The sequence below is a fragment of the Streptomyces sp. UC4497 genome (assembly GCF_054871485.1).
The window spans coordinates 184,862-195,883 of the sequence record NZ_JBTYHB010000001.1; the positions used below are offsets into that span (position 1 = coordinate 184,862).

Sequence of the window (11,022 nt, forward strand, 5' to 3'; positions counted from 1 at the left end):
GGCACACCCGAGCACAGCGATCCGCTGGATCCGACAGGAGATGTCCGATGCCCGCCTCGCGCGTCCCTCTACCGGATCTCGTACAGGTGCGGACACGGCCCCACCGCGACTCGGGTGGTCGCAGTGGGGCCGTGTCCGCTGAGCTGTGGCTTCGCCGTCGCGACCTCGGGTCGCAGGTGCTACGGGCGACCTGCTCGACCGGTGTGGGACACCACGGCGTTGATGAGGTCCGGCCAGAGCTCGCGGGGGCGGTCGTGGCCCATGTCGGGGATCAGGAGGAGTTCCGCACCAGGCACGAGCTCCGCAGTGCGCTTTCCGCCGCTGGGGTCGATCAGCGTGTCGTCCAGGCCGTGGATCACCAGCGTCGGCACCCGCAGTTCACGGAGTGCGTCCGCGCGTGAACCGCTGAGGATCATCGCGCCGAGTTGCCGCCCGATCCCTGCGGGGTAGTACGAGCGGTCGTAGCTCGCGGCGGCCAGCTCACGCAGCGCCGCCGCGTCGCCGTAGCGCCTGGAGGCCCACACCAGCTCCTTCTCCGCCGCCGCGACGTACCCCTCGCGGTCGGTGGGCTTCGGACTGAACAGCGCCGCCTGCGCCTCCGGGCTTGACTGGCCGTACTCGCTCTCGCCTGTCGAGGACATCATCGACGTCAGGGTCAGCACCCGCTCCGGGGAGGAGAGAGCCATTGCCTGGGCGATCATCCCTCCCATCGAGGCGCCGACCACGTGGGCGCGTTCGATACCGAGCGCGGTGAGCAGGCCAAGTCCGTCGTCGGCCATGTCGCGCAGCCGGTAGGGAACCATCGCGAGGGCGGCGGGGATGTCACCCGAGCTGACGGCAGAGATGAACTCGCCCATGTCGACAGGGCGATCGTCGAACTTGGTGGACAGCCCGCAGTCACGGTTGTCGAATCGGATCACGTACCGACCACGGTCTGCCAGCGCCCGACAGAAGTCCTCATGCCAGGCAAGCATCTGCGCACCGAAACCCATCACGAGCAGGAGGGCTGGGTCCCCGGGGTCGCCGAAGCTCTCGTACGCGATGGACACCTCGGAGGACACGTCAACGATCGGCATGCAGGAATCCTGCCATGGGACCGATCATGGAACGGACCTACAAATCTGGCGGGCCGTGGCACTCACCGACGATCACAAGTGGGCCACAGACGTTCACACATTCCCCGCACATCGGCAATGATGCTCCGTCAGCACATCCTCATGGGGGGAACCATGAAGCACCGCTACACCACCACCGCCACCGGTCTACTCGCCGCCGCGGCCCTCGTCCTCACCGGCTGCACCGCCGACAACACCAGCGAGGCCAAGCCGAAGGCGAGCGCCACACCGGTCACTCCGCAGCCGAGCGTCACCGAGATTGAACTGGCCAAGCCTGGGGGAACGCCTCTCGTCATCCCGCCGGAGCCGACCGGCGCCAAGCGCGCCGAACTGCTCCGTGCGCTCGCGGCCGCCAATCCGGCGGTCGTGAAGTACGAGGACAAGGCGGTCGACGCCGCACGCAACCAGTGCGGCGCCTTCGGCGAGGGCGTGAAGGGGCCGGACCGGCTGGCCTCCCAGCGCTTCACGTACAAGGACGTAAAGACATCAGAGGCTCAGGGCAAGCAGATCAACGAGGCTCTCAAGGGCCTCAAGTTCTGCGAGGTCTGACGCCCGAGACGAGCCCGGCCAGCTACGTCCATGGGGCCGGGCCTACGACTTGTGGGGCATGGCACTAGCCGCCGGGAAGGGGCTCGGGGTAGCGCTTGAGGACCTGGGCAGGGTGGTCTTCGTCGGTGGGCCAGAGCACGACGTGGTAGTGGTCCTCGCCTTCCAAGCCGTCCTCGGAGACGCTGTCCAAGCCGTGGGAGTAGGTGCGCACGGCGTAGTTACCGGAGGCAAGAGGGATGCGGGGAATCTTGTCGCTGGTGTCCTGCATGGAGATCAGCAGGCGTCCTGAGGGGAGCGCGAGGCCGGCCTGTGTGACGTGGTCGGCTTGCCGTAGTTCCGTGTCGTCGGCCGGAGGTGCGCGGCGCACGTCCACGGTGACGGGAACGTTGAAGGGGCGGGCGGCTCCGATTCCGACCACGCCAGGAGCAGTGTTGATCCAGTCCTCAGCCAGTGCATCGAACCAGCCGAGCTCGGGTTCACCCAGGTCTGCATCGTCGTCCTGGATCAGCAGGGTGGAGTAGTCGGCGAGGACCGTGAGTTCGTGGCGGGAGAGCAGGCCGGGGTCGCTGGGCGGCGGGGTGGCGGTCATCTGGAACTGGGCTCCGTCGAGAAGTGAGTGTGAGCGGTCTGGGCTAGTGGCCGTGAGGTCGGTGCGCCGGTAAGCGGCCACCAGCAGAAGGCAATCCACCAGTGGCAGCTTCCATGGCCGCCCCCGGATCGGGGCGTCCGCTTCAGCTCGGCGTAGCTGCTTCACCGACCTCCCGAAGGCCCTCGGGCCACCCATTCCTTCAGCCGAGGACCTTGACGTACCAGTGGTCCGCCTTGCCATGCCCTTCGTAGGGTCCGATTTCCTCGTAGCCGTGCCTGGTGTACAAAGCCCGTGCCGCGGTGAGTTGGGCGTTGGTCTCGCACACGATCCGGGCAGCGCCCAGCCTCCTCGCCGATTGCTCGACGGCGAGGAGGAGGCCCAGGCCCAGCCCCGCTCCTCGCCCAGCGGGGCGCACGAACATCCGCTTGAGCTCCGCGGTCTCAGGAGCACCTCTGAGCAGCCGCAACCCCGCGCAGCCCAGGAACTCACCCTTGTCCCCGCGCGCAACGAGAAACTCGCCGCCGGGCGGGCCGAGCACATGGTGAGGATCTTCGACCAGCACCGCTTGCAGCTCCGTCTCTGTGGCTGGGCGCCCCAGCACCCGCCGCCCCATCTCGGTGAGGTACTCCCGCATCACCTCGTCGACACCCGGGCCGATGACAGGCTCCACCTTGATGGTCCACGTTGGCATGCAGGCCATGGTCCCCGAGCGACCTGTGGCCGTCCACCGTCATGTCGAGGTCGACGACGCCGGCAGGCCGGCGGACGCAACCGGATACCGGTGAGGGGCATCGCCCGCGGGGCTCTTCCGGCGTCCGTCCGACTCGCCCGCCGCCCCTCATGCGCAGTCGTATGTCAGCCGGCCCGCTTATAGGTAAGGACGGTCTTCGGGTGGTTGCCGATCTTGCGTAGGCGCAGCGGGCCGTCCGAGGACTTCACGTCGAAGGAGTACTCGGTCTCCTTCGGCGGGCAGTTGACGGTCCTGGTGCCCTGCTCGAGCTTGAAGTTGCTCATGGACAGGTCGTGCTGGTCGATGCCGGTGACAATGGCGCTGCCCTTGCATCGCGGGCCGGTGCGGGACTCGATGACCGCGCGTGCCCATCTGCCCGGCCCGACCTGATGGATGGTCAGCTGCTGGCTGCCGTCCGTGGCTCGCCACCGGCCCACGAACCAGGGGTGGATGGGCTTGTACTTCATGGCCACCTTGGCGAATCCGGAGCCTTTGCGCCAGGTCAGCGTGGCGGTTCTCACCCAGCTGGGATCGACGAAGTCCACTCGGGCGCCACCGTCGCGGATGCGGACCTTCGGCCAGGGGACGTTGTTCTTGGTCGGGTCGGTGGTCCAGGAGGAGAGGTCCCCGGTGGCGACGGCCGCGATCACTTCCTGCGGTTCTTCGCCGTCCCTGCAGTACGCGCCGAAGCCGGCCGCGAGCCACACGGTGTCCCGGTACGCCTTTGCCCTGATGCCGCCGCACGGTTTGGTGCCGGTCTCATAGACCGTCTTCCGGGCGGACCAGGCGTCGTCAGAGGCGTCGCGATGCTGTGCCTCCAGGCCGCGGCGGGTGAAGCGGAGGGACACCTGCCGGCCGTCGGACAGTTCGAGGACGGTGTGGTCGTCGTCGTCCTCGACGACCCGTGAATCAGGCTTGTCCTCGGGTTCGCGGTGCGACTTCGTGTGCTTCGCGCTGCTGCCGGACGGTCCCTTGCCCGATTGCTCGGCACAGCCGCCGACGGCTGCGCCGAGCACCAGCACCGCTACCGCCCACGCCGCTTCGCTCTTCGTTCTCATGCCGTGTCAGCTCCCCTGTACGCCGCGCCGCGATGCCCGGGCCGGTGGGTGGCACGAACTCGGCGATGCTAGCCGGTGGGCGGCCCGCCCCGCTCGGCCCCCGGCACGGTGCGGCCCCGGCGGTTCCGTCACTCGTCGAGGACGGCGGCGACCGCACCCGGGCCCGGGCCGCCGCCTCCCGCGCCTCCAACTCCCCGATCAACGACCCCATCAGCGTCGCCTCTGGCCAGCGACGGGTCTTGATCGAGCTCCTGCTGCCCGTCCCGGCCTGCGAGACCCCGCGCGGGCGTGCCGCCAGGGCGACCAGTCTGTGCAGTTCCTTGCGGCGTGTGGCCACCCCGCCACTCCGGCGATTTCACCGGTTCGCCCCTCGCGGCCCGCGGCTTCTCGCAAGCATGAATACATGGTGACTGCTGCGCACGAACCGGTCATGGACCTCATCCGCGCGGGCCTGGATCCTGCCGGGCGGCATGCCCTCCTGGGCGTGCCGCCCGGCTGTGGTCAGTCAGTAGGCCACCGCCGGCTCTACATCCAGGACCGCCTTGCCCGCGATTCGCCGGTCCAACAGCGCTTGGGCGGCCTCGGCGACACGCTCCCAGGAACCACGCCAGTCGACCTCTGAGGAAAGCTTCCCTGCTGCCACAAACTCCAGCAGGGTTGCCAGGTCCGGGCCGACCTCATGGACGTCGCCGAACGTGTTCATCGTCTTAGGCGGCCCCACGGAGAACAGTGAGTACGGCGCGAACACCGCCGGTTCCTCGGAAGCCCAGCCGATGTTCTGCACACTCCCGCCCGGCGCGAGGAGTTCCCAGGCTGCGGCCAGCTGTTGGCCGCCGACATTGTCGAGGATGAGGTCCACCGGCCGGTCGATGCCTTCCAGGCCGACCACCACTTGGTGGGCGCCCAGCTTGGCCAAGCCGGCGGCACGCGTCGACGATCCCACCGAGGCGATCACATGGGCACCCCCCAGGGCCGCGAGCTGGACCGCATAGCGGCCGACGCCGCCGGCCGCGCCGGTGATCAGTACTCGTCGGCCCAGGATGGAACGGGAGCGCAGCGTGCGCAGCGCAGTGATGCCGGCCATCGGCAGCGCGGCGGCGTCAGCGAGTTCGACCTGGGCGGGAACTTCGGCCACCGCACTGGTGTCCACGACCATCCGCTGGGCCCACGCGCCGGCTCCGAAGGCCGTGACCCTGGCCCCTACGGGCGGTCCAGTGCCGTCCGACGCGGCACGTACGACGACACCGGCGGCGTCGTAGCCGTGAACGGTCCCGGCCGGAAGTCGCCCCGCGAACGCCACCTCGCCGCGGTTGAGCGAGATGTGCTGGACATCGACCACCAGCTGATGCGGTGCTGCAGGGGGTTCTGCGACCGTCCTCAGACGCAGCGATCCGGGAGCTTCGGGATCGACGACGAGCGCGCGCATGACCATGAGGCCTCCCCGTAGACGTGCACTATGCGGACTGTTAGTCCGGTTGGAAGTCACGATAGTATGCGGACTATCAGTCCGTCTAGCTGAGGGGTGCCAATGCCTGAACAGCGGGCCGAACGCGCTGACGCGGTCCGTAACCGTCGCGCGGTGCTACGCGCGACGGAGCAACTCTTGGCGGAAGGCGGCGGGGACCATGTGTCTCTCGACCGCGTTGCTGCCCTTGCCGGAGTCGGGAAAGGCACCGTCTTCCGGCGCTTCGGCAACCGCGCCGGACTGCTGCAGGCGCTGCTGGAGGAGAGGTCCCGGGAACTGCGCGACGCGGTCAGTAATGGCCCCCCACCTCTGGGGCCCGGAGCTCCCACATCGGAGCGACTGCTCGCCTTCCTGGATGGGCTCGGTGCGATCGCCGAAGGCAACGCCACCTTGCTGTCCGCGCACGGGCAAGCCTGCGCAGAGGACAAGTACGACGATCCCAGCTACCAGCTCTGGCATCGTCATCTGAGCACCTTGTTCGCCGACGGAAGTCCAGATCTCGACGCCGGCTTCCTGGCCCACTCCGTGCTCGCAGTCTTCGACGGCGACCTGATCCGCCACATGACACCGCCTGAGGACCCTCGCCGCTTCACCCGTTCCGTCCAGCAGATGGCCATGGCGCTCCTCCGCCGCGACTGATCGTCGGAGTGCCCAATCCTGGCGCGTCACCTGTGGGGGCGATTTGGGAGAGTTACCCGGCGGCGTCGTGCTCCCCCATTACCGTTTTCGTAGCCCCGCAACGGGGTTACCGGCCTTCGGAGTTGGCATGACCACCGGCCTTTTCGCAGGTTGAGAGGCTCTTCTTGCTGGACAATGCCAGACGCTGCCAGCGATGCGGAACCGCAGCAAGGAGGATCGATGGGTGCACGTTGGCCGGCGAGAGCACCCTTCAGGCCGACGCCCGTGAGCTGCGGGCGCTCCTCGGCGGGTGCTGGCTACCGGTTCATGCGGCTGGGTGCGCCGCACTTTCCGGCGGCATTCGTCATGGGGCAGTCGCCCCAAGCTCAGGACTGTGTCAGAACCCCGTGCGAGATCAACAGGTTTCGCACCTCCGACAAGGAGGTGACACACGTGTGTGCCTGCCAGAGCGATTCCTCCTGGTGGTCGGTATGCAGCCAAGGCGAAACAGTCCGGCGCAGGCTGGGAGTTTTCAACATCGCTGCCATAGACCCGAACGGTGGGAAGAGGAAGCCCAGCTGCCGCAAAACGGGATTCGACGAAGGCTCGGTCACCGGACGTCACGATCGCCCACGGACTGTGGGACAGATCCTGCAGCAGATCAAGCGCGCCATCGACCGGCAAGACGTTGTCTCGTTCCTGGGCCAACAGCTCGTCGAGCAACTGCCGTTCGACGAGGAAGACAACGAAGAGAACCACGCCTTCAGGCGAACGGCCCGTCGCTCGCGAAGGCGTGGTCCGCGAAGTGCTTGCCCATACGGCGGTATGCGGCAGCCGTGGGGTGGAGGCCGTCGGACAGGTCGTCCGCCTCGTCCGGGCCCAGCAGTTCGCGGCCGTCGAGATAGTGGAGGTGGGGGTCGTGTGCCCTGCGGGCCTCCACGATCCGGGCCAGTTCGGCACGGACCACGGTCAGGGACAACGCACCGGTGGCCACGTCTTCCGGGTCGCCCAGGGCCGTGATCCTTCCGTCCGGTCCCATCGTGGTCGGGCCGGGGGTCTCCTCGAGCGCAGGACAGCTCACCGGGGACATCAGCAGGAGCGGGGTGTCCGGGTGGCCGTCCCGGATCGTGTCCAGGAAACCGTGGACCGCCGGGCCGAACGTCCGCGTCCGGAAGGCCGCTTGGCTCACGATGTTGATGCCGACCTTGAGGCTGATCAGGTCGGCGGGCATGTCGCGGATCGTCCGGGCGACGTACGGGTCGAGCATCGCGTTGCCCGCCTGACTGAGGTTGATCACCTCCACCCCGCCGAGCGCGGCCGCCACCACCGGCCAGGTGCCGGTCGGGCCGTCGGCCTCGATGCAGTGGCTGATGGAGCTGCCGTGGTGCACCCACTGGCGGCGCCCGTCCGGCAGCGGCACCAGCACCTCGCCGTCGGCGCGCAGTGCCACCAGTTCCGTGGGGGTCTGCTGCGGCAGCCACAGCTCGACGTTCTTCATGCCGGCAGGCAGCCCGGTGAACCGTACGGTCCCCGGCTCGCCCGGGATCAGGCGCTGCTCGGCCCCGGGGCCCGCCATCCGCATCACATTGCCCACCGGGGCCTGCCGGCGTCCGGCCGGGACGCCGTCCACCACCAGATCAAGCATCCCGGTCGGGCGTGGCTCGGGATCGGTCTCGAGCTGCCCCGTCGAGGTGAGAACCTCGAGCTCCAGCTCACTGGCATCGGTGCGGAACACCAGCCGCACTCCCGACGGCATGATGGTCACCCCGTAGACCGACGGGTCCTGGTACTGCTCCGTGGTCCAGGCGGGCAACCGGCGCGGCATCAACCCCGCCTTCGTGGTCTCCAGATCCAGCGCACCCCGGATTTCCACCGGCCCACCCACCAGAGGCACCGCCCGCACCGCCACCGTCACCGCTCCCGCCTCAGGTCGAACATCCCAGGTCCGATTTCGCCGCCATGAACCTACTGATCATCAACCCGCGCCGACAACCGGCCGACCGGCCGTACGGGCCGTGACCGCCCTCGCCACTCACGCATCGGTCGCCTCGCGCAAGACGTCGCAGGTGTTCTGAAACTCCTCCATCAGCCGCGTCGCTTCGACGATGAGGACGCCGTACGGGCGTGAGACGTCGGCCAGGGGCAGGTCGTAGCGTCCTGCCGTGTCCAGGACCTCTTGCAGTGCCTCTTGCGCCACGGTGGCCGCCTCCCGCATCTCCTCGGCCTGCTCGGTGAGCGTGTCGCTGTCGAGTTCGGCGATGACATGGGCGATGTCACGCAGGCGGAGGGCGAAGTCGGCGTAGGCCTTGAAGGCGGGGGCGTAGGTGTAGGTGCTCTCCGTCTCACGCCAGCGGTCCAGGCTCCGGGTGAGCGAGGCCAGTTGGTGGACCGCCCGTTCCATCGCGCTCAGGACCTGGCGATAGCGGCGGAAATCCAGGTAGCCGCGATGGGCCGGCAGCAGCCGTCGCGGGTTGAAGGGCAGGCTGTTCTCCGCCGTGTGCAGCCCTGCCCGGGCCTGGCCCACAGCGTCCTGCGCCCGCTCCCCCGCCCGACGCCACTGCTCCGCCCGCTCGGCGTCCACATCGCCCTCGCCGAGACCGTCGGCCAGATCGTCCAGCAACGACTCCATCTCGGCCGCCAGGATCTGCAATCCCTGCTCGGCACTCCGGTAACGCAGCGGTGGCGCGATGCACAGGTTCACGACCAGGCCCACCCCGCAGCCGATCAGGACCAGGACGATGATCTGCCCCAACTGTCGCGCCCCATCGGCGCTCGTCGTGGCCGCCGCGTACGTGGAGAACGCGAAGAACGCCGCCGTGGAGACCTGGGACCGCTGTTCGCCCAGCGCCGGCCACTGGCTCAGGACCAGCGCGATGACGGCGACGACCACGAAGGCGAGCAGGTCCGGTCCGGCCGTGAACCCGATCGCCGCCTGTACGGCCACTCCCACGACGACCGCCGCGACGTACCGCAGCGTCTGCCACACCGACGTGTGCAGCGTGACGTTCATCGTCAGCACCGCGGAGAACGGCGCGAACGCCGGCGACGTCGCGTTCATCAGGTCGTACGCGATCCACCACGCCAAGGTCGCCGCCACCACACGCTTGACGACCAGAAGGGCGGTGTGCCGCTCATGCCCCGCCGACCCCCACGCCCGCGCCAGCCACGCCCCGGCATTCCGCACTCGAACCACTACACACTCCAGAACCCGTCCTACGTTTCAGACCACAGCCTGGCGTGCCCGTAGGCAGCGGCGCATCTCCTCCGCGTACGGCAGGGCCACACCGGCGCCGATGACCGCGGCCAGGGCGGCGAGGTAACCGGCGGACAGCGGACGCTCCTTGGGGCGCAGCCGCCAGTCCTCGCGCCCCCGGCCGCCGCGCAGCGCGGCGTGCACCTCGTCGGAGTGCAGGCACGCCGTGAACGCCATCGCCGTCAGCGGAAGTACCTCCAGAAAGCTGTGGATGTGCTGCTCCACGGGGCGGACCTCCCGCTGACCGGTCGCGAGGGTGACGTCCCACAGGGCGGTTGCCGAGTGGGCGAGCGCCGCACCCCCCATGACGGTGAGGACCAACGGGTTGACGCGGGCGAGCAGCCCCATCGTGACGGGGACACCCGCCTCGGTCATCATCAGGGCGTGCACCGCGGACTCCTTGGCGCCGCTGGTCTCCTCGATCCGGGTCTTGCGGTGCATCGCCCAGTCGGCGACCGCCGGAACCACCCACAGCGGCAGCACGCCGTAGAGCAGGAACCGGCGGTTGGCGTCCTCCGTGTCGGTGCTGCGCAGCGGCACCGGGAGGTCCTTGCCGCGCCGCCAGTGTCGCCACGACCGGGCGCGGGTCGATGTGCGCGATGTCATGTGTTCCTCCATGGCAGGCGTGTGAGGCGCTGTCGCAGGTGTGTCAGGCGCTTTGGTGTGCCCGCTCCCGTTGCGGGACCACGGTGTGCTTGGGGTCTTCGGCGGACGCGACGCCGGCGGCGAACACACCGAACCGGGTGCAGGCCGACCCGCTCAGCAGTGCCAGTCCCGAGAGCGTGGCGGCGGCCCGGTAGTGTCCCAGGAGCGCCCCGGTCAGGGCGCCGCCCGCGACCAGGGCGCGTGAGGCGCGCAGCAGACGTCCCGCGCGGCCGTCGCGCCAGGTCTCCGCGACGATGCCGAGGCGCTGTTCGGCGGCCCTCATGAGGTACGCGTCGGCGCCCGCGGCGAGGACGGCCGCGCAGCGGGCCGGACTGGTCTCCCCCGGCGGCGCGGTCACCAGCGCCATACCGGCGGCCGCTGCGGTTGCCGACGCCGTGAACAGGTACGGCAGTTCACGGTGGACACCGTGCCACGCCGGTACGGCCGTGTCGGCGGCCAGGACGCCGGTGTAGGCGGCGACCGCCGGGCCGAGCGCGGCCGCCGTGCAGGTCGCGGCGGTGCCGACGCGAGGGAGCCGGCCGGTGACGGCGCAGGCGGCCGCGACACCCGCGGCCGGACCGTAGGCGCTCAGCAGCCACGAACCGACACTCATCGGGGACGTCGGCTTGATCACGCGCAGCATGTTGACGAATCGGCCGGGCCGCCCGAGGTCGTGCACCAGGGCCGCGGCCGACAGGGAGACCGCGGTGAGGGACGAGACCTTCATCGCGGTCGCCATGCGCCCGCGGCCGGTCACATGGGCGCCCGCCGCGAGCACGGACCCGGCCCCGGCGAGGCCGCCGAGGAAGAAGTACCCGGCGATGTCACGTGCCGCCCACGACGGGGCCTTGATGACCGGCTTGCCGTAGTAGGAGGCGAACTCGGCCTCGGGGACCATGAGTTGCTCGCCGCGGCGCCCGCGCCCGCGACGCCCCTTGCGTCCGGGTCGGCCGGAGTCCTGGCGGCGGGAGCGGTTCGGGTCGATGTCACTCATGCGCGC

At 69.5% G+C, this 11,022-nt stretch carries 11 protein-coding genes; 2 read left to right on the forward strand and 9 right to left on the reverse strand.

Features of this window, described 5'->3' with window-relative positions:
* Positions 1–179: 179 nt before the first annotated feature.
* The gene (locus ACYSUO_RS00735; RefSeq protein WP_461773988.1) at positions 180–1,076 is read right to left on the reverse strand and encodes an alpha/beta fold hydrolase; all 897 of its coding nucleotides are present in this window, start codon (positions 1,074–1,076) and stop codon (positions 180–182) included.
* Between the two features lie 153 nt (positions 1,077–1,229).
* Here ACYSUO_RS00735 and ACYSUO_RS00740 point away from each other — a divergent pair, with 153 nt between their 5' ends.
* The gene (locus tag ACYSUO_RS00740) at positions 1,230–1,664 is read left to right on the forward strand and encodes a hypothetical protein (RefSeq protein ID WP_461773989.1); all 435 of its coding nucleotides are present in this window, start codon (positions 1,230–1,232) and stop codon (positions 1,662–1,664) included.
* A gap of 64 nt (positions 1,665–1,728) precedes the next feature.
* Here ACYSUO_RS00740 and ACYSUO_RS00745 read toward each other — a convergent pair whose 3' ends face one another.
* From ACYSUO_RS00745 to ACYSUO_RS00760, 4 genes are all read right to left on the reverse strand, one after another.
* The gene (locus ACYSUO_RS00745; protein WP_461773990.1) at positions 1,729–2,253 is read right to left on the reverse strand and encodes a hypothetical protein; all 525 of its coding nucleotides are present in this window, start codon (positions 2,251–2,253) and stop codon (positions 1,729–1,731) included.
* A 199-nt stretch (positions 2,254–2,452) separates the two neighbouring features.
* Positions 2,453–2,944 carry a GNAT family N-acetyltransferase gene (locus ACYSUO_RS00750; RefSeq protein WP_461773991.1) on the reverse strand — a complete coding sequence of 164 codons (492 nt, stop codon included), beginning with the start codon at positions 2,942–2,944 and terminating at the stop codon, positions 2,453–2,455.
* Positions 2,945–3,108: 164 nt separating this feature from the next.
* The gene (locus tag ACYSUO_RS00755) at positions 3,109–4,041 is read right to left on the reverse strand and encodes a hypothetical protein (RefSeq protein WP_461773992.1); all 933 of its coding nucleotides are present in this window, start codon (positions 4,039–4,041) and stop codon (positions 3,109–3,111) included.
* Positions 4,042–4,546: 505 nt separating this feature from the next.
* Positions 4,547–5,467 (reverse strand): zinc-binding dehydrogenase, encoded by a 921-nt coding sequence (locus ACYSUO_RS00760; RefSeq protein ID WP_461773993.1) that lies wholly within the window; start codon positions 5,465–5,467, stop codon positions 4,547–4,549.
* A gap of 102 nt (positions 5,468–5,569) precedes the next feature.
* Here ACYSUO_RS00760 and ACYSUO_RS00765 point away from each other — a divergent pair, with 102 nt between their 5' ends.
* Positions 5,570–6,145 (forward strand): TetR/AcrR family transcriptional regulator, encoded by a 576-nt coding sequence (locus tag ACYSUO_RS00765; protein ID WP_461773994.1) that lies wholly within the window; start codon positions 5,570–5,572, stop codon positions 6,143–6,145.
* A gap of 742 nt (positions 6,146–6,887) precedes the next feature.
* On the opposite strand, the gene ACYSUO_RS00770 is transcribed toward ACYSUO_RS00765, so the two are convergent.
* From ACYSUO_RS00770 to nrfD, 4 genes are all read right to left on the reverse strand, one after another.
* A complete protein-coding gene (locus ACYSUO_RS00770) occupies positions 6,888–7,997 on the reverse strand; it encodes a GDSL-type esterase/lipase family protein (RefSeq protein WP_461773995.1) in 1,110 nt (369 codons plus the stop codon).
* Positions 7,998–8,156: 159 nt separating this feature from the next.
* Entirely contained in the window at positions 8,157–9,317 is a 1,161-nt protein-coding gene (locus ACYSUO_RS00775) for an aromatic acid exporter family protein (RefSeq protein WP_461773996.1), read from the reverse strand.
* Positions 9,318–9,344: 27 nt separating this feature from the next.
* Positions 9,345–9,983: a diguanylate cyclase gene (locus tag ACYSUO_RS00780; protein WP_461773997.1), complete on the reverse strand. Its 639-nt coding sequence runs from the start codon at positions 9,981–9,983 to the stop codon at positions 9,345–9,347.
* Positions 9,984–10,026: 43 nt separating this feature from the next.
* Positions 10,027–11,016: an NrfD/PsrC family molybdoenzyme membrane anchor subunit gene (nrfD, locus tag ACYSUO_RS00785; RefSeq protein WP_461774354.1), complete on the reverse strand. Its 990-nt coding sequence runs from the start codon at positions 11,014–11,016 to the stop codon at positions 10,027–10,029.
* Positions 11,017–11,022: the final 6 nt, after the last annotated feature.

What these genes read in the sequence shown, in the direction of transcription:
- ACYSUO_RS00735 (WP_461773988.1), bottom strand. Translation starts at nt 1,076, where the DNA reads ATGCCGATCGTTGACGTGTCCTCCGAGGTGTCCATCGCGTACGAGAGC.
- ACYSUO_RS00740 (WP_461773989.1), top strand. Translation starts at nt 1,230, where the DNA reads ATGAAGCACCGCTACACCACCACCGCCACCGGTCTACTCGCCGCCGCG.
- ACYSUO_RS00745 (WP_461773990.1), bottom strand. Translation starts at nt 2,253, where the DNA reads ATGACCGCCACCCCGCCGCCCAGCGACCCCGGCCTGCTCTCCCGCCAC.
- ACYSUO_RS00750 (WP_461773991.1), bottom strand. Translation starts at nt 2,944, where the DNA reads ATGCCAACGTGGACCATCAAGGTGGAGCCTGTCATCGGCCCGGGTGTC.
- ACYSUO_RS00755 (WP_461773992.1), bottom strand. Translation starts at nt 4,041, where the DNA reads ATGAGAACGAAGAGCGAAGCGGCGTGGGCGGTAGCGGTGCTGGTGCTC.
- ACYSUO_RS00760 (WP_461773993.1), bottom strand. Translation starts at nt 5,467, where the DNA reads ATGCGCGCGCTCGTCGTCGATCCCGAAGCTCCCGGATCGCTGCGTCTG.
- ACYSUO_RS00765 (WP_461773994.1), top strand. Translation starts at nt 5,570, where the DNA reads ATGCCTGAACAGCGGGCCGAACGCGCTGACGCGGTCCGTAACCGTCGC.
- ACYSUO_RS00780 (WP_461773997.1), bottom strand. Translation starts at nt 9,983, where the DNA reads ATGACATCGCGCACATCGACCCGCGCCCGGTCGTGGCGACACTGGCGG.
- nrfD (WP_461774354.1), bottom strand. Translation starts at nt 11,016, where the DNA reads ATGAGTGACATCGACCCGAACCGCTCCCGCCGCCAGGACTCCGGCCGA.